This is a genomic window from Paraburkholderia sprentiae WSM5005 (assembly GCF_001865575.2).
Classification (GTDB): Bacteria; Pseudomonadota; Gammaproteobacteria; order Burkholderiales; family Burkholderiaceae; genus Paraburkholderia; species Paraburkholderia sprentiae.
This window is the reverse complement of the sequence record NZ_CP017561.2, coordinates 1,945,352-1,962,861: the sequence shown is the minus strand read 5'-3', so window position 1 is coordinate 1,962,861 and position 17,510 is coordinate 1,945,352. Positions and strand designations below refer to the sequence as shown.

Here is a 17,510-nt window from a genome sequence, read left to right as displayed (position 1 = left end):
CAGCAGATGAAGCCCTCGGTGTTCGCCGGGGGCTTTGTTCGTCAAACGCCAGAGTGAAGCAGCATGATGATGAGTAGTGACCAGCCGGGCGCGCTGGCCGGGACGGCCGTGCCGTCGACGGGCCCGAACGCCATTGCGGGCGACGCAGCGGACCAGTTCATCCAGATCGTCGACGTCGTGAAAAAGTTCGGCGAGACCGTCGCGGTCAAAGGGGTCAACCTGACGGTGAAGAAGGGCGAGCTGTTCGCGTTGCTCGGCAGCTCGGGCTGCGGCAAGTCGACCTTGCTGCGCATGATGGCCGGGCTCGAAACCGTGACGTCGGGCAAGATCGTGATCGATGGCGAAGACCTCGCGCAACTGCCGCCATATCGCCGGCCGGTCAATATGATGTTCCAGTCGTACGCGCTGTTTCCGCACATGACGGTCGAGGCGAACGTCGCGTTCGGCCTCAAGCAGGAAGGCGTGCCGAAGGCCGAGCTGAAAGAGCGCGTGCACAACGCGCTCGAACTCGTGCAGATGGGCCGCTTCGCGAAGCGCAAGCCGCATCAGCTATCGGGCGGCCAGCAGCAGCGTGTTGCGCTCGCGCGCTCGCTCGTCAAGCGGCCGAAGCTGCTGCTGCTCGACGAGCCGATGTCGGCGCTCGACAAGCAGATTCGCCAGCGCACGCAGATCGAGCTCGTCAACATTCTCGACCAGGTCGGCGTCACCTGCATGATGGTCACGCACGATCAGGAAGAAGCGATGACGATGGCCCACCGCCTCGCCGTGATGAGCGAAGGCGAGATCGTGCAGCTGGGCACGCCGCATGAAGTCTATGAGTATCCGAACAGCCGTTTCTCGGCGGAATTCATCGGCTCGACCAATCTGTTCGAAGGCCGTACGGTCGAGGACGAACCGGATCACGTGTTCATCGAAACGCCGGATCTGACGTGCCATTTGCACGTCAACCACGGCATCACCGGTCCGCTCGGCATGCCGGTGACGATCTCGGTGCGGCCCGAGCGCATCGCACTCACGCGCAAGCCGCCCGAGGGCGCGTACAACTGGGGCAAGGGCGTCGTCACGAATATCGCGTACATGGGCGGCTATTCGCTGTATCACGTGAAGCTCGACGGCGGCAAGACGGTGATCGCGAACGTGACGAGCCTCGCGCTCACCGAAATCGATCCGCCGTCCTGGGGCGACGAAGTCTATGTGCGGTGGAGCGCATCGGCCGGCGTGGTGCTGACGTCATGAAAGAAGCGCTTGCCTCGTTTTTCACGTGGCCGGTGCGGCGTCTGAAGCTCACGGGCCGTACCGCGGTGGTGGCGGGGCCTTTCATCTGGCTGCTGCTGTTTTTCCTCGCGCCGTTCCTGCTGGTCGTGAAGATCAGCTTCGCCGATTCGCAGCTCGGCATTCCGCCGTACACGCAACTCGTCAAGTTCGCGGAAGGCGCGTTGCACGTCACGCTCGATCTGTCGCACTACGCGTTTCTGTTGACCGACAGCCTGTACTTCGCGACCTATGTGAACTCGGTCGTGGTCGCAGCGATTTCCACCGTGCTGTGCCTGCTGATCGGCTATCCGATGGCGTACTACATCGCGCGCTCGAATCCGGCCACCCGCAATCTGCTGATGATGGCCGTGATGCTGCCATTCTGGACCTCGTTCCTGATCCGCGTGTATGCATGGATCGGCATTCTGAAGAACAACGGGCTGCTGAATAATTTTCTGATGTCGGTCGGCTTGATCCATTCGCCGATCGAGCTGTATCACACCAACACGGCGGTCTATATCGGCATGGTCTATTCGTACCTGCCGTTTCTCGTGATGCCGCTTTACGCGCACCTCGTGAAAATGGACCTGACCTTGCTCGAAGCCGCATACGACCTCGGCGCGAAGCCGTGGAAGGCGTTCTGGCAGATCACGCTGCCGCTGTCGAAGAACGGCATCGTCGCGGGCTGTCTGCTGGTATTCATTCCGGCGGTCGGCGAGTACGTGATTCCTGAGCTGCTCGGCGGCGCGAACACGCTGATGATCGGCCGCGTGATGTGGAATGAGTTCTTCGACAACGCCGACTGGCCGATGGCGTCCGCCGTCACCTGCGCGATGGTGTTGCTGCTGCTGGTGCCGATGGCGTTGTTTCAGCATGCGCAGGCGAAGGCATTGGAGGAGGGCCGCCAATGAAGCCGAATCGCATGCTGCAGCTGATCGCTCTGGGCATCGGCTTTCTGTTTCTGTATATCCCGATCGTCAGCCTCGTCGTCTATTCGTTCAACGAATCGCAACTGGTCACTGTGTGGACGCGCTTTTCGACGCGCTGGTATGCGGCGCTGTTGCAGGACGACGAACTTATTGCGTCGGCGTGGTTGTCGCTGCGTATCGGCCTGATGACGGCGTTCGCGTCGGTGATCATCGGCACGTGGGCCGGATTCGTGCTCGCGCGCATGGGTCGCTTTCGCGGCTTTACGCTGTACACGGGCATGATCAACGCGCCGCTGGTGATCCCTGAAGTGATTCAAGGCATTTCGCTGCTGCTGCTGTTCATCGAAATGGCGCGCTGGATTGGCTGGCCGGCTGAACGCGGCATCTTCACGATCTGGATCGGTCACGTGATGCTGTGTATTTCATACGTCGCGATCATCGTGCAGTCGCGCGTGCGGGAGCTGCACCCGTCGCTCGAGGAAGCCGCGCTCGACCTCGGCGCGACACCGCTGCGGGTGTTCTTCTCCGTCACGCTGCCGCTGATTTCGCAGGCGCTGGTGTCCGGCTGGCTGCTGTCGTTCACGCTGTCGATCGACGACCTCGTGCTGTCCGCGTTCCTGTCGGGCCCCGGTTCGACGACCTTGCCGCTCGTCGTGTTCTCGCGCGTGCGCCTTGGCCTGAACCCGGAGATGAATGCGCTCGCGACGCTGTTTATCGCGGTCGTCACGGTCGGCGTCGTCGCGGCGAACTTCTTCATGCAGCGCGCCGAACGCAAGCGCGCCGTGATGGCGGTTTAGGTTGCGCGACGCGGGGGCGTCACGCGCGACGCGTGATCGAACTGGACATCGCGGCCTTCACTTCTTCTGACGATGGCGATGATCGAATCCGTTCTGCGCGTGCTGGACTGGCAGCCGCTTTATCGGCTGTGGGAACTGATCGTGATCATCGTGAAGTTTCTGTGGGAGCTGTTGCAGTTGCTAAGCGGTGGCGGAGGGTAACGAATGCGCCGGCCCACGCGCGGGCCGGCGCATCGCAGCCGGTCGGATTCAACGCGCGAAGCGGTAATCCTTTGGCCGCACCCGCCGCGTACGTTTGCGAAAGCTGAAGGTGAAGCCGGGCCAGATCGCGGTGACTTTGCCGCTTTGCGTCTGATACCAGCTGTGGCAGCCGCTCGTCCACACCGCGCGCTGCATCTGCTGCTGCAAACGCGCGTTGAATTCGCGCTGCACGTCGGCGCGCAAGGTCATCGTGCGTGCGTTGCGCTTGCGCAGCACGCGCAGGCAATCGCCGATGTACCGCAGTTGCGACTCGATCATGTAGATCATCGAGTTATGGCCGAGCCCGGTGTTCGGGCCGGCGATCATGAAGAAGTTCGGAAAGTTCGCGATGCTGGTGCCGAGATAGGCCTCGGGGCCATCGCGCAGCCATAGCGTGCTGAGCTCGGTGCCGTCGAGGCCGGTTACTTCGAACGGCGCGGGCACGTCGTTGACCTGGAAGCCGGTGCCGCAGATGATCGCGTCCGCGCGGTGAAGCACGCCGTCCTCGCTCAGGATACCCTCCGCGACGATCTCGCGAATGCCGCTCGTCACGACCTCGACGTTCGGCTGACAGACGGCCGGATAATAGTCGCTCGACAGCAACACCCGCTTGCAGCCGAGCCGGTGGTTCGGCGTGAGCTTCGCGCGCAGCGCCGGGTCCTTGACGCGTCGCTCGAGATAGCTGAGGCCGAACTTCATCGGCATCTTCATCAGCTTAGGATTGACGATGAACGCGATTCCGCGCGATTCGAGCTGCCAATAGATCGCGCTGCGAACGAAGCGCTGCGTGAACGGCAGCGTGCGGAAGAGCCACTGCGCGCGCGGGCCGATCGGCTTGTCCTGCTTCGGCATCACCCACGGCGCGGTGCGCTGGAACAGGTCCAGGTGCGCAACGCGCGGCTGGATTTTCGGCACGAACTGGATCGCGCTCGCGCCGGTGCCGATCACCGCGACACGTTTGCCGTCGAGCGGATACGCGTGATCCCAGCGCGCCGAATGGAACAGCTTGCCTTCGAAACGTTCGATGCCGGCGATGCGCGGCAGCGCCGGACGCGACAGCGGGCCGTTCGCGGCGATCAGCACGTCGGCCTCGATGGTTTCGCGCGCGCCGTTGGTGTCGAGCTCGACGAGCCAGATCTGCCGCGCCTGGTCGAAGCGCGCGGCGCTTACTTTCGCGTTGCAGCGCACGTAGCGATCGACGCCGTACTTGCGCGCGCAGTGCTGCAGATACGTGAGAATTTCGGCCTGGCTGCTGAATGCGCGCGACCACGCCGGATTCGCCTCGAACGAAAACGAATAGAGATGGGAGGGGACATCACAGGCCGCGCCGGGGTAGGTATTGTCGCGCCACGTGCCGCCGATGGCGCTCGCGGCTTCGTAGACCGTAAACGACGTGATGCCCATCTGCTGCAGACGGATCGCCATGCCGACGCCGGCAAAGCCACTGCCGACGATTGCAATGCGCGGCGCGGCGGATGAAGCGGAAGGGGCAGGCGTCACGACGGTCTCCGGCAGCGGCGAAAGCGGCGGGTGAAACGACAGCGGCTGCGACCGCGTTGGGCTCGCGCGGCGCGACGGCAGCCAGGCGGAGCCGGGGCGGGCGTGACTGCAACGAAGGCGGTACGCAAAACCGCAGACAAAAACAGGCTCCTCGAAAGAGCCTGTTTTTCATTTATTCAACGAGGATCGATCAGGCTAGCTCAGGTATCGGTCCAACCACCGGAATCGTCGTTGCTGCCCATGTCGATGCCGCCGCCGCTGCCGTCGTCGTTCCAGTCGTTCGAACCCTGACCGAAGTCCAGGCCGCCGCCGTTTCCTGCGTCGTTGCCGCGCCGGCGCAGTTCGTCGGGGTCGACGATCACATCGCGTTCGACCACGCGATCACGCCCATGACCGAGCGCTTCGCCAAGCAGCACGCCGGTCAGCAGACCGCCCATGCCGCCACCCATGCCACCGCCTTGCTGCACGATGACCTGCGGCTGCTGCTGATACGGACCCTGTTGCGGATAAGGCGGCTGCGGACTGCCGAAGCGCTCGGCCTCCTGCGCGTACGGCGATTGCTGGCCGGTGCCCACGGACGCGGCAGTCGGATCGGGCCGGCCGTCGGCGCGCGCACGCAGGCTCGCGATGCGCTGCTCGAATTCGTCGAGTGCATAAGGCGGCAGCGGATTCTTGCCGTTCGACAGCGTTTCGACGACGCCGCGCAATTGCGCTTCGGTCGCTTCGACGTCTTTCTCAAGCAACTCGTGACCCGGCGCGGTGGATAGCTTCGCGTCGAGCTTGATCGAACGCACCGTGTTGAGCATGTCGGTTGCGCGCTTCAATTGCGCGCGGCGATCGTCGTCGGCGCGCGTGTCGTCCTGGCTGCGCGCGCGGCGCAAGCTCCAACGCAGCACGAGCGCGATTACCGCGATCAGAACAATGATACCGATCCACATACCCACCCCCGGACCATGCCGTTGTTGCGCTTGCGACATCATCGTCGACTGTTGCTGCACAGCAGGCGCATTCTGCTGCGCGAACGGATTCGCGGCGTGACGGGTGACATTGCCGCCCGAGCGTTCGGCGTCGCGGCGCAGGCGCGCTTCGGTTTGCGCGAAACGGCCCGGATCGGTGAAGCGGATCTGCGGATCCAGCGTCTTCGCCTGTTGGACCTGCGCGAGCGCCTCGGCCGAACGGCCTTCGCGATCTAGCACCTGGGCGTACAGATAGTGCGCGTGCGCGTTGTTCGGATGCGCTTGCAACACTTCGGTGAGGCCGGCGTCAGCCTGCTGCCAGTTGCCCTGCGACATCGCCGATTCGATTTGCTGAGCGGTCGGCACCGCGAACGCCGCGGCCGACACGAGCAGCAGCGAAGCGAAGGCGGTTGCGAAAAGTTTTTTCATTTGCAGACCGGGCGCGGCGCGCCCGTCTCCATCAGTCGATTGCGGTGGCCGCCAGTGGCGGCCGGTATGCCGGCGCATTCAAAAGGCGAGCGCACCGGCATGTACTGCTCTTGCTGCTCTCATTGCTGCGCGTACGCACTGCGAGGCGGTACACGCATCGGGCATTTACTGCGCCGGCGCATTGAGTTGCTTTTTCAACGCTTCGAGCCGGTCGTCGACGGACGGGCCGCGGTTCAGATCCGCGAGCTTGTCGTCGAGCGCCTTGCCGCTTTTCTCGTCGGCGGAGTTCAGGCGTGCGTCGGAACGCGCATTCGACAGCGCGACCTTGTCTTCGAGCTTCTGGAAATCCTCGGACAGGTTCTTGCCGCCGATGCCACCGAGCGCCGTGGCCGCGGTATCTTTCGCCTGCGCGATCTGCTGCTTGGCCTGCAGGATGTTCGAGCGCGCGTTCAGGTCGTTGCGGCGCGTGCGCATGTCCTCGATCTGGCTCTTCAGTTGCGCGACCGACGGCTCCAGCGAAGTCAGTTCCTTCGTCAGCGCATCGCGTTCGGCTTCGGCGGTGGCCTGTGCGCCGAGCGCTTCGCGCGCGAGCGCTTCGTCGCCGGACTGCAGCGCGCGGCGGGCACCGTCTTCGTACTTCTTCGCCTTGTCCGCGGCAACATCGCGCTTGCTTTGCTGAGTGGCGACCTGCGCCTGAATCTCGATCAGCGAATTCTCGGCCTTGCCGATGCTGTCGTCGAGTTCGCGCACGATCTGGCGCGAGTCGCGCGACGGATCCTGCACCGAGTCGGCCGCATCGTTCAGAAGACCTTTGAGCGTGCGCGAAATGCTGTCAAAAAGCGACATGAAAACCTCCAGAGAATGAAAGGGGCGCCGGCGATGCGTGCGCGCCTGACTGCCTTGAACTACTGCTACTTTACGCCGCCGCGCGTGATACTGCGCAACGTTGGGACCGGAGTTCGGGGCGCACTTGCCAATTGCAATAGCGCGGTCCGTTTTTGTTGGGCGCGATGTCGGGTTGATGTTTGCCAGGATGTGCGGAGCCGCGACGGGCATGGACTTGACGGCGGATATTACACCATCGGCTGTCTTAAAGATGGCTTAAACGATGCGGCCACCCGAAGGCTCGCGGGATGTTGTGAAAGCCGCTGTACGCGCCTGTGAGCGGGCATTTTCCGGCGCCCATTCATCTGCGTGTCACTGATGTAACGATATGAAACGGGGACCTCGTTGCGCATCAGCGCCCGCTCGCGCAAATGCGGTGATCGCGGCTCGCTGCGCGGTAATTTTCCGTGACGTTTTTCCTCACGCGAAGCGGCCGCCTTCGGCGTGCGGGTCGCTGTGCGGTTCGTCGTCGTCGGGAGCCTGATCGATCAGGGGGCGCTTGAGTGAGTTGCGCAGACGCGCCGACGCGCCGGACAGTCGTTTCGAGGCTGCATCGACGATCGCGTCAGCTGCGGCGTCTGCCGCGTTGTCGGCGGCTCGCGCTGCCGTCAGGCGCGCGACGGCTTCGGCGGTGGCCTCGGCCTGTTCGTCCTGCTCGGCGGCGAGCGCGGCGGCGATGCCCGGCGGAAGCAGCGGCGCGGGCGAAACGACTGGATCGGTTGCGTGAGCGGGGTGAGCGGCCTGCTGGATGGTGGGCGAACCCACGCTATCTGCCGCGCCGGCAGCCGCGTTCGCCGCGGCGGCGTGGCCGGACGCAGCCGCACCGTCCGTCATCTGCGCTTGCAGCGACACCGGCAGCGCGGCACGCGCGTGGCGTGTACCGCGCGCGACGCGCTGCAGCGCCGCGTTCAGCGCATCGGGTGCACGCGGCGCGCGCAACCGGTCGACGATGCTCGCGGCCTTGACCTGCTCGCTGGTCGCGCCGAAGCTCAGCACCGCACGCCGCATCAGTTCGCTCACGCTGATGCCCAAATCCTCCGCAGTCGCAGTGATCGCACGTTTTTGCGCGGTCGTGACGAATACGACGATGCGCTCGCTGGGCTTGGACATGATCGACTCGCAGTCTTGTTGGCATGGGCGGGTCTGCACGTTGGCATGGGCGGGTCTGCGCGCGCCTGCGGCGACGGTGTCCGAACCCGTCGTCGGCGCTGCCGTTGGAACCCGCCGTTGGGTCCCCGTCGCGCGCAAAGGACGCGCGCGGGGTTCATCATATGACGAGTTGCGCCGCCACGGAACAAGCGCGATGCGAAAATCCCGTCACATCAATGAGTTGTAGCGTTTGCGGGCGGTTTGTCCACAGCCCTTTCAACAGAAAGTGTTGATAACCCAGCATAAGCGGCGCTTCGCGCGCACGCCGCATCGCACGCTGCGCGAAATGACAAATCTCACCGCGAAAAGGCGGTCCACGAAGGGAATTCTTACAAAAAAACTGCGTTGGACCGCTGCCGATTTCTTTAAAATGCGCTGTTAAACGTTGCGCCGGACAGGGTCCGAGGCGTGCCGTGCGGCCGGCCGGGGGCAAGGTCCGCGGGGTGATGTACGTCCCGGCCAGGTTGTCGAACACGACCCACGCGCGCGCCGTGAGCGCGTGCGGACAGGCGCGCAGTTGCGGGCCCTTTATTCCAGTCATGCCAATCATCAAACGACCGCATTCCTCGAACTCTCCGGCTGGTGAAGACCGGGACTCCCACCAACGCACGCCTGGACGCAACGCCGCTTCGCGCGATGCCGAGCGTAGCCACCGCTCGATCGGCGCGTCGCTCGTGCTGTGGTTTTTCGGCCTGATCGCAACCGCCGTCGTGGTCGGCGCGCTGATCGTCGGCTATGCACTCGTCGTGATGGGGCCGCAGTTGCCGTCGCTCGACGCGCTCACCGACTATCGCCCGAAAGTGCCGCTGCGTGTGTATACCGCGGATCACGTGCTGATCGGCGAATTCGGCGAGGAGCGCCGCAGTCTCGTGCGCTTCCAGGATATCCCCGACCAGATGAAAAAAGCGGTGCTGGCGATTGAGGACTACCGCTTCTACGAACACGGCGGGGTCGACTTCGTCGGCATTCTGCGCGCCGGTTTCGCCGATCTTTTGCACGGCGGCGCGTCGCAGGGCGCGAGCACGATCACGATGCAGGTCGCGCGCAACTTCTTCCTCTCCAGCGAGAAGACCTACACGCGCAAGGTCTACGAAATGCTGCTCGCGTACAAGATCGAGCGCGCGCTGACCAAAGATCAGATCCTCGAGCTGTACATGAACCAGATCTATCTGGGCGAGCGCGCGTACGGCTTCGCTGCGGCCGCGCGCGTGTACTTCGGCAAGGATCTGAAGGACATCACGCTGGCCCAGGCCGCGATGCTCGCGGGTCTGCCCAAGGCGCCGTCCGCGTATAACCCGGTCGTCAATCCGAAGCGCGCCAAGATCCGTCAGGAGTACATCCTGCGACGCATGCTCGAGCTGAACTACATCACGCAACAGCAATACGACGAGGCCGTGAAGGAAGAGATTCACACGAAGAATGCGGGCAACGAGTACAGCGTGCACGCCGAGTACGTCGCCGAAATGGTGCGGCAGATGATGTACGCGCAGTACAAGGACGAAACCTATACGCGCGGACTGAACGTCACGACGACGATCGATTCCGCCGATCAGGACGCCGCGTATCGGGCGGTGCGCAAGGGCGTGATGGACTACGAGCGGCGTCACGGCTATCGCGGACCGGAAGGCTTCGTGCAGTTGCCCGAGGCGGGCGACGACCGCGATCAGACGATCGACGACGCGCTCACCGATCACCCGGACAACGGCGAGATCGTCGCCGGCGTGGTGACGGACGCGAGCGCGAAGCAGGTGGTCGCGCAACTGGTCGACGGCACGCAGGTGACGGTGTCGGGCGATGGTCTGCGCTTCGTCGCCGCCGCGCTGAGCCCACGCGCGAACGCGGCGCTGCGCATCAAGCCGGGTTCGATCGTGCGCCTCGTCACCGACGACAAGGGCAATTGGCAGATTACGCAGCTGCCGCAGGTCGAGGGCGCGCTCGTGTCGCTGACGCCGCAGGACGGTGCGATCCGCGCGCTGATCGGCGGCTTCGATTTCAACAAGAACAAGTTCAACCATGTGACGCAAGCCTGGCGGCAGCCGGGTTCGAGCTTCAAGCCGTTCATCTACTCGGCGGCGCTCGACAAGGGGCTGGGACCGGCGACGATCATCAACGATGCGCCGCTGTACTTCCCGCCGAGCACGCCGGGCGGCGACGCGTGGGAGCCGAAGGACGACGACCAGCCCGATGGTCCGATGTCGATGCGCGTCGCGCTGCAGAAGTCGAAGAACCTCGTGTCGATCCGCATCCTGTCGTTCATCGGCACCAAATACGCGCAAAACTTCGTCACGCAGCGTTTCGGCTTCGACCCCGACAAGACCCCGCCGTATCTGCCGATGGCGCTCGGCGCAGGCCTCGTCACGCCGTTGCAGTCGGCGGGCGCGTATTCGGTGTTCGCGAACGGCGGCTACCGGATCAATCCGTATTTGATCAACGAAGTGACCGACGCGCACGGCGTGGCGATCTCGCGTGCGCAGCCGCTCGTCGCCGGGCAGGACGCGCCGCGCACGCTCGAGCCGCGTAACGCGTACATCATGAACAGCCTGTTGCATTCGGTCGCGACCGCGGGTACGGGGGCGGGCACCAACGTGCTGCATCGCTCGGATCTGCAGGGCAAGACCGGTACGACCAACGACGCGAAGGACGGCTGGTTCGCCGGCTATCAGCAGTCGCTGGTGGCGGTCGCGTGGATGGGCTACGACCAGCCCAAGAGTCTCGGCAGCCGCGAATTCGGCGCACAGCTTGCGCTGCCGATCTGGGTCGAGTACATGCAGCGCGCGCTGCGCGGCGTGCCGCAGGCCGAGCCGCAGCAGCCCGATGGCGTGACCGTGATGAATGGCGAACTGTTCTTTACCGACATGGTGCCGGGGCAAGGCTTCGTCGCGAGCATCGGTCTCGATTCGGGCAATCCGCTGGCCGGGGCGGGCGATGCGGTGGGTGGCGTCGGGCCGGCGGGCATGACGCCGCCGGTGGTGCCGCCGCCGAGCGTGTCCACGACTGAGAAGAAGCAGATTATGGATCTGTTCGAGTCGAACAAGCCTTGATGTGGGGAGGGCGGGTGCGTGGGGTGGGCCATCCTTTCATAGCGATTCGGAAGCCCGCCCGCTCTCGCCGCATACCGTCATGTCAACGGCGAAACACCTCGACGCGAGGCACCTCGTCTGAAGGGGTTCTGGCTCGCGCATAACGCCGAGGCGTCCCGACCGCGTTATCACACGAAAACACAGTCACCCAACCGTCTCTGGTTCATTTCGCACCGTACAAACAAATCGTAGTACGTTCAATGCGTTAGCCCGTTTTCCAGACAGTTTTCAACAGGCTCATCAACACGAACTGGGGATAAGTGCACGCATTCGGTACGGATTCCGCGTTCAGTTGGATGTGGTGGTGTGACGTGTACCGACAGTCGCAGAAGCGGGAGCGGCAGCAGTTGCCGCCGGAGCGGACGACGTCCCGCCCTGATCAACCGGCGGATTCCCCATCGCCTGAAACAACGCCGCCGTATCCGTCAGCCGCGCGCTCATATAGCGGATCTCATCGAGCTGCGCGTTGCGCCATTGCTGCTCGCTCGAACGCGTCGCCGCGACCGGCAGCGCGCCGAGCCGATAGCGCGCCGACGTGTCGTTGAACACGCCTTGTGCCGAACGTGCGGCGACGTTCGCCGCATCGAGCGACTGCGCGTCGTGCTCGAGCGAGGCGAGCGTGTCGGCGACGTTCTGGAACGCGGCCAGCACGGTCTGCTTGTACTGCGACACGCTCGCCTCATACGTGTGCTGCGCCGCGCGGCGCTGCGCGACGAGCGCGCCGCCATGAAACAGCGGTTGCGACAGCGACGCGCCGATGCTCCAGATGGCCCCCGCACCCGACATCGCGACCGGCCAGCTAAAGCCGCCTTGTCCCATCGATGCCGACAGCGAGAGGCTCGGAAACATCTGCGCGGTCGCGACGCCGACATCCGTCGCCGCGGCCTTCAGCGCAGCATCGGCGGCCTCGATGTCAGGCCGGGTGCGCAGCAGCTCCGACGGCACGACGACCGGCACCTGCTCGGGCACATGCAGCTGCGCGAGATCGAGGTCGTCCGGCGCGGCATCGGGTGTGCGGCCGAGCAGCACCGCGAGCGCGTGACGGGTAGTAAGCCACTGTTGCTTGAGCGCCGGGAGACTCGCCGACACGCTCGCCGCGCTTTGCTGCGCGTTCAGCAGATCGGCATGCGATACCGCGCCGAGCGCGAAGCGCCGCCCGGTATCGCGCGCCTGTTCGTTGGCGAGGCTCACGAGCCGCTCGCTCGTATCGATCTGAGCATGCAGCGCGGCGCTCGTGATCGTCGCGGTCACGATGTTGGCGGCGAGCGCGCGCCGCGCCGCCTCGAGCTGATAGACCTGCACGTTGACGCGCGCGGCGAGTGCCGCGTTCGCGAGACGCGCGGAGCCGAACAGATCGAACGTGTAGTGCGCCTGCACCTGGCCGACGAACACGTTGTACAGGAACGTGTTCGTTCCGATCTCGGGGATCGCGAGCGCGCGGTTGCGGGTCGCCTGGCCGCCGGCGTCGATGGTCGGCAGCAGCGAGCTACCCACCTGCGCGCGCAATTGCTCGCGCGCGGCGGCGAGACTGCGGTCGGTCGCGGCGAGCGTCGGACTGTTGCGCAAGCCTTCGTCGACGAGCGCGTTCAGCGCATCCGAGCGGTACAGCTTCCACCATTCGGGCACCGGTTGCGCGCCGGTCACGAAGTGCTGCGTGACACCCTGCGCGGGCACGGTTTGCGTCGGCAGCGCTTCGGCGCCATAGTGCGCGGGCTGCGGCATCGCGGGCGCGTCGCCGTTCGGTCCGAACGAGCAGGCGCCGAGCATGCCGATGAGGCTCGCGATGCTCGTGCCAATCGCGGTACGGGCCAGCGCGTCGAAGCGCGCGCGGCGGTGGCGGGATAGGGCGGGAATAGCCATGCTCGTGCTCATGCTCAGTTACCCGTGTGCGTGGCGCCCGAACCAGATGGCGCGTGCGGCTCGCGCTCGTCGCTGCGCACCCGGAACGATGCGGCGTACAGCGCGGGCAGATAGAACAGCGTGAGGATCGTCGCGCTCGTGATGCCGCCCATCAGGGCGGTCGCCATCGGCCCGAAGAAGTTCGAGCGCAACAGCGGGATCAGCGCGAGCACGGCGGCCGCGGCGGTCAGCGTGATCGGCCGGAACCGCCGCACGGTCGCGCCGACGATCGCATCGAAACGCTTGTGCCCCGCCGCGATGTCCTGCTCGATCTGATCGACGAGAATCACCGAGTTGCGCATGATGATGCCGAACATCGCGATCACGCCGAGCATCGCGACGAAGCCGAACGGCTGGCCGAACAGAAGCAAGGTGAGCACGACGCCGATCAGGCCGAGCGGCGCGGTCAGCACGACCATCAGCACGCGCGCGAAGCTTTGCAGCTGGATCATCAGCAGCGTGAGCACCGCGATCACCATGATCGGAATCTGCGCGTTGATCGAGGTTTGACCTTTCGCGCTTTCCTCGACGGAGCCGCCGATCTCGATCCGGTAGCCGACCGGCAGCGTCGCGCGGATCGGCGCGAGCGCGCGATCCACCGCGTGCGTGACGTCGATGCCTTGCGCGCCGGCCGACACGTCGGACTGCACGGTGATGGTCGGCTGACGATCGCGTTCCCAGATCACGCCGTATTCGAGGTCGTTGCGCAGATGCCCCAGCGTGCCGAGCGGCACCGGGCCGTTCGGCGTCGGCATCGCGAGCGCGGTCAACTTCGACGGGTCGACGCGTTCGGCGCGCGGCGCGCGCAGATCGACGCTGATCAGCTTGTCGCGCTCGCGATACTGCGTGACCGTGTAGCCGGACAGCGTCATCGCGAGGAAGCTGGAAACGTCTTCGGAAGTCACGCCGAGCTCGCGCGCGCGTTTCTGGTCGATCTCGAAGCGCACCGAGCGCTCGGCGGGTTCGTCCCAGTCGAACTGCACGTTGCGCGTGCCGCGATTGGCGCGCATGGTCGCGGCGACGCGTTCGGCGATCGAGCGCACGGTCGCGATGTCGTCGCCGCTCACGCGAAACTGCACCGGATAGCCGACCGGCGGCCCGTTCTCGAGGCGCGACAGGCGCGTGCGGATCGCCGGAAAGTTGTTGAGCAATTCCGGTTCGAGCCATTGCGCGAGCTTCTCGCGGTCCTTGACCGACTTCGCGGTGATCACGAACTGCGCGAAGTTCGGCTGCTGCAATTGCTGATCGAGCGGCAGATAGAAACGCGGCGCGCCGGTGCCGACGAAGCTGACCGTGTGATCGATCTCGGGGCGTCCCTGAAGCGCTTGTTCGACGCGTTTGGCCTGGCGCAACGTGGCATCGAACGACGCGCCTTCGGGCAGCCGCACATCGACCAGCAACTCCGGCCGGTCCGAGCTCGGGAAGAACTGCTGCGGCACGAGCGAGAAGCCGGCCATCGCGAGCCCGAACAGCAGCACCGTGATCGCGAGCACGACGAAACGCCGCTCGACGCACCAGCCGATCCAGCCGCGCAAGCGCGCATAAAAGCGCGTGTCGTAGATGTCGTGCTCGTGGTCGTCGGGCTCGTGCGCATGGCGCTTGCGCTCCGGCAGCATGTGATAGCCGAGCAGCGGAATCAGCACGACCGCCGCGAGCCACGACGCGATTAGCGCGATCGCCGACACCTCGAAAATAGAGCGCGTGTACTCGCCGGTGCTCGATTTCGCGAGCGCGATAGGCAGGAAGCCCGACACGGTCACGAGCGTGCCGGTCAACATCGGAAACGCGGTGCTGGTGTACGCGAAGGCCGCGGCGCGCGCGCGGTTCCAGCCTTGCTCGAGCTTCACCGACATCATTTCGACCGCGATGATCGCATCGTCGACGAGCAGGCCGAGCGCGAGCACGAGTGTGCCGAGCGATACCTTGTGCAGGCCGATATCGAACAGGTACATGCACAGCGCAGTGACCGCGAGCACGACCGGAATCGAGATCACGACAACCATGCCGGTGCGCACGCCGAGCGACACCAGGCTTACGACCAGCACGATCCCGACCGCTTCGGCGACTGCTTCGAGGAAGTCGTTGACCGAGCGCGCGACCGCATGCGGCATGCTCGATACTTCGACGAGCTTCAATCCGACGGGCAGCGCGGCGCGCAATTGGGTCATCTGCTGATCGAGCGCCTTTCCCAGGCGGATCACGTCGCCGCCCGGCTGCATCGTCACGCCGATGCCGAGCACGGGTTTGCCGCCGAAGCGCATCTGCGTGACGACCGGGTCGTCGTAACCGCGCCTGATCGTCGCGATGTCGCCGAGACGGAAGGTGCGGTTGTTGATGCGGATCAGCATGTCGGCGAGTGCATTGACATCGTTGAACTGGCCGCTCGGACGCACGAACACGCGGTCGTCGGTGGTGCTCAGCGTACCGGCGGGCGCGATCGTGTTCTGCGCGTTGATCGCCTGTCCGAGCTGTTGTGGCGTGATGCCGAGACGCGTCAACTGGGTGTTCGCGATCTCGATGTAGATGTGCTGATCGGGATCGCCGAAATAATCGACCTTGCCGACGCCCGGCACGCGCAGCAGCACCGAGCGTAGCTGGTCCGCGTAATCGTGCAGTTGCGCGGCGGAAAAGCCGTCGCCTTCGAGCGTGTAGATGTTGGTGTAGACGTCGCCGAATTCGTCGTTGAAGAACGGCCCCTGGATGCCCGGCGGCAAAGTCGCTGCGATGTCGCCGACTTTCTTGCGCACCTGGTACCAGGTCTCGGGCACCTGGCGCACCGGCGCCGAATCCTTCATGGTGAAGAAGATCAGCGATTCCCCGGGGCGCGAGTAGCTGCGCACGAAATCGATGTACGGCGTCTCCTGCAACTTGCGGCCGATGCGATCGGTCAGCTGCTCCTGCACCTGGCGCGCGGTGGCGCCAGGCCAGTACGTGCGGATCACCATCACGCGGAACGTGAAGGGCGGGTCTTCCGACTGCGCGAGACGCGAGTACGCGAGGATGCCGAACGCAGTGGCGAGCGCGATCAGGAATACGACCAGCGCCTGATGACGCAGCGCCCACGCTGACAGATTGAAGCGTCCTTCTTCGTGCGACGTGCTCATGAAGCGAAGTCCTCGGGATGCAGCGGCGCGATCGCGCGGACTTTTTCGCCCGCGCTCACGGTGTGCACGCCTTGCAGCACGACGCTTTCGCCATCTTTCAGGCCATCGCTGACGACGAAGGTGCGCTCGTCGTAGCGCGTGACGCTCACGCGACGCAGTTCGAGCGTGTTGTCCGCGGCGCGCACGACCCACACGGCCGGCTCGCGTCCCTCGTGAAACAGCGCGGTGACCGGCAGCGTGAACACGCCGTGCCGCGCGGCCCCCGCGGCGAGCGGCACGGCCGGCGTGACGTCGGCGGTCATGCCCAGGCGCACGTCGGCGCCGGCATCGAGCAGCGTCAGACGCGCGCGCCACGTGCGGCTTTGCGGATCGGCTGCCGGCGACAGCTCGCGCACGCGCGCACTCAGCTTGCGGCCAGGCAGCGCAGCGAGCGTGACGCTCGCGTGCTGGCCGACGGCGAAGGCCGCAAGCGCGCTTTCGGGCACGTCGCATAGCACGTCGACATCGCCGCTCCACGCGAGGTTGTAGACGGCCTGACCCGCCGACACGTTCTGGCCCGTGTCCGCCTGTTCAGCCGTGATGACGCCCGCATGACCGGCGACGAGCGTCGTGTATTGCAGCTGGTTCTTCGCGAGTGCCGCCTGCTGCTGCGCCTGATCGCGCTGCGCGAGCGCGGATGCGTAGGCGTTGGTGGTCTGTTCGAGCTGTGCCGGCGCGATCAGGTTTTCTTTGGCCTGCGCCTTGTCGCGCTCGAGCTGCTGCTGCGCATAGACGAGGTTGTGCTGCGCGGCGTCGAGTTGCGCCTGCGTGCTCGCTGCGTTCTTCTGTGCATCGGCCGGGTCGAGCAAGGCGACGACCTCACCGCTCTTCACCGTGTCGCCGAGCCGCACCCGGCGCTCGATGATCTTGCCGGCGACGCGAAACGACAGCGGCGTGGAATAGCGCGCCTGCACTTCGCCGGGGAGCGACGCCGCCTGCAGCGCGTGGCCGTCCGCATGGACCGCAAGGGCGACCACCGGGCGCGGCGGGGGCGCCGCGGCTTCCTTCTTCGAGCAGGCCGCGAGCGCGACAACCGCCGCCAGCGCGAGCGCGCAGGTTTGCCGGGAGATGCCGCGATGAAGGAATGGGGGAGACTGCTGGCGCATCGCTGACGATGCGGGAGAACCGGGACGCTTCACAATTACCCCAACTGGAGACAGCGAACGAACTCGGCAAGCCGCGCGGCCCGCCAGCGAAGACCCGCACGCCGCGTCATGCTATTGGCATACAGGTATGGCTTTGAATGACG

The 17,510-nt window shown here is 65.2% G+C and carries 13 protein-coding genes; 5 read left to right on the top strand and 8 right to left on the bottom strand.

The window, feature by feature from the left end; all coding sequences use genetic code 11:
* The first annotated feature begins 69 nt into the window (after positions 1–69).
* The 4 genes from BJG93_RS08925 (at position 70) to BJG93_RS36050 (ending at position 3,181) form a co-directional block, all read left to right on the top strand.
* Positions 70–1,236, top strand: a complete 1,167-nt coding sequence (locus BJG93_RS08925) for an ABC transporter ATP-binding protein (RefSeq protein ID WP_027197942.1) — start codon at positions 70–72, stop codon at positions 1,234–1,236.
* Positions 1,233–2,165 (top strand): ABC transporter permease subunit, encoded by a 933-nt coding sequence (locus BJG93_RS08920; protein WP_027197941.1) that lies wholly within the window; start codon positions 1,233–1,235, stop codon positions 2,163–2,165. The genes BJG93_RS08925 and BJG93_RS08920 overlap by 4 nt, the downstream gene beginning before the upstream one ends.
* Positions 2,162–2,980, top strand: coding sequence for an ABC transporter permease subunit (locus BJG93_RS08915; protein WP_027197940.1), 819 nt, complete (start codon positions 2,162–2,164; stop codon positions 2,978–2,980). Before BJG93_RS08920 ends, BJG93_RS08915 begins: the two co-directional genes overlap by 4 nt.
* A gap of 78 nt (positions 2,981–3,058) precedes the next feature.
* Complete coding sequence (locus BJG93_RS36050) at positions 3,059–3,181, top strand: hypothetical protein (RefSeq protein ID WP_269217451.1); 123 nt, start codon at positions 3,059–3,061, stop codon at positions 3,179–3,181.
* A 48-nt stretch (positions 3,182–3,229) separates the two neighbouring features.
* On the opposite strand, the gene BJG93_RS08910 is transcribed toward BJG93_RS36050, so the two are convergent.
* The 5 genes from BJG93_RS08910 to BJG93_RS08890 form a co-directional block, all read right to left on the bottom strand.
* Entirely contained in the window at positions 3,230–4,720 is a 1,491-nt protein-coding gene (locus BJG93_RS08910) for a flavin-containing monooxygenase (RefSeq protein ID WP_027197939.1), read from the bottom strand.
* 200 nt (positions 4,721–4,920) lie between these two features.
* Positions 4,921–6,105, bottom strand: a complete 1,185-nt coding sequence (locus BJG93_RS08905; protein ID WP_027197938.1) for a tetratricopeptide repeat protein — start codon at positions 6,103–6,105, stop codon at positions 4,921–4,923.
* Between the two features lie 165 nt (positions 6,106–6,270).
* The gene (locus BJG93_RS08900) at positions 6,271–6,951 is read right to left on the bottom strand and encodes a PspA/IM30 family protein (RefSeq protein ID WP_027197937.1); all 681 of its coding nucleotides are present in this window, start codon (positions 6,949–6,951) and stop codon (positions 6,271–6,273) included.
* Between the two features lie 459 nt (positions 6,952–7,410).
* Positions 7,411–8,100, bottom strand: a complete 690-nt coding sequence (locus tag BJG93_RS08895; RefSeq protein ID WP_027197936.1) for a hypothetical protein — start codon at positions 8,098–8,100, stop codon at positions 7,411–7,413.
* Between the two features lie 157 nt (positions 8,101–8,257).
* The gene (locus tag BJG93_RS08890) at positions 8,258–8,689 is read right to left on the bottom strand and encodes a hypothetical protein (RefSeq protein ID WP_154671831.1); all 432 of its coding nucleotides are present in this window, start codon (positions 8,687–8,689) and stop codon (positions 8,258–8,260) included.
* Here BJG93_RS08890 and BJG93_RS08885 point away from each other — a divergent pair.
* Positions 8,679–11,180, top strand: a complete 2,502-nt coding sequence (locus BJG93_RS08885) for a penicillin-binding protein 1A (protein WP_027197935.1) — start codon at positions 8,679–8,681, stop codon at positions 11,178–11,180. The two genes, BJG93_RS08890 and BJG93_RS08885, sit on opposite strands and share 11 nt — an antisense overlap.
* A 327-nt stretch (positions 11,181–11,507) precedes the next feature.
* Here the strand turns inward: BJG93_RS08885 and BJG93_RS08880 are convergent, their stop codons facing one another.
* From BJG93_RS08880 to BJG93_RS08870, 3 genes are read right to left on the bottom strand one after another with little or no spacing between them, the layout of a single operon-like run.
* Complete coding sequence (locus tag BJG93_RS08880; RefSeq protein WP_027197934.1) at positions 11,508–13,079, bottom strand: efflux transporter outer membrane subunit; 1,572 nt, start codon at positions 13,077–13,079, stop codon at positions 11,508–11,510.
* A 14-nt stretch (positions 13,080–13,093) separates the two neighbouring features.
* Entirely contained in the window at positions 13,094–16,222 is a 3,129-nt protein-coding gene (locus BJG93_RS08875; RefSeq protein WP_027197933.1) for an efflux RND transporter permease subunit, read from the bottom strand.
* Positions 16,219–17,367 (bottom strand): efflux RND transporter periplasmic adaptor subunit, encoded by a 1,149-nt coding sequence (locus tag BJG93_RS08870; protein WP_027197932.1) that lies wholly within the window; start codon positions 17,365–17,367, stop codon positions 16,219–16,221. Before BJG93_RS08870 ends, BJG93_RS08875 begins: the two co-directional genes overlap by 4 nt.
* Between the last annotated feature and the right edge of the window lie 143 nt (positions 17,368–17,510).

Coding starts and splice junctions, on each gene's coding strand:
- BJG93_RS08925 (WP_027197942.1), top strand. CDS start 70: ATGAGTAGTGACCAGCCGGGCGCGCTGGCCGGGACGGCCGTGCCGTCG.
- BJG93_RS08920 (WP_027197941.1), top strand. CDS start 1,233: ATGAAAGAAGCGCTTGCCTCGTTTTTCACGTGGCCGGTGCGGCGTCTG.
- BJG93_RS08915 (WP_027197940.1), top strand. CDS start 2,162: ATGAAGCCGAATCGCATGCTGCAGCTGATCGCTCTGGGCATCGGCTTT.
- BJG93_RS36050 (WP_269217451.1), top strand. CDS start 3,059: ATGATCGAATCCGTTCTGCGCGTGCTGGACTGGCAGCCGCTTTATCGG.
- BJG93_RS08905 (WP_027197938.1), bottom strand. CDS start 6,105: ATGAAAAAACTTTTCGCAACCGCCTTCGCTTCGCTGCTGCTCGTGTCG.
- BJG93_RS08900 (WP_027197937.1), bottom strand. CDS start 6,951: ATGTCGCTTTTTGACAGCATTTCGCGCACGCTCAAAGGTCTTCTGAAC.
- BJG93_RS08895 (WP_027197936.1), bottom strand. CDS start 8,100: ATGTCCAAGCCCAGCGAGCGCATCGTCGTATTCGTCACGACCGCGCAA.
- BJG93_RS08885 (WP_027197935.1), top strand. CDS start 8,679: ATGCCAATCATCAAACGACCGCATTCCTCGAACTCTCCGGCTGGTGAA.
- BJG93_RS08890 (WP_154671831.1), bottom strand. CDS start 8,689: ATGATTGGCATGACTGGAATAAAGGGCCCGCAACTGCGCGCCTGTCCG.
- BJG93_RS08880 (WP_027197934.1), bottom strand. CDS start 13,079: ATGGCTATTCCCGCCCTATCCCGCCACCGCCGCGCGCGCTTCGACGCG.
- BJG93_RS08875 (WP_027197933.1), bottom strand. CDS start 16,222: ATGAGCACGTCGCACGAAGAAGGACGCTTCAATCTGTCAGCGTGGGCG.
- BJG93_RS08870 (WP_027197932.1), bottom strand. CDS start 17,367: ATGCGCCAGCAGTCTCCCCCATTCCTTCATCGCGGCATCTCCCGGCAA.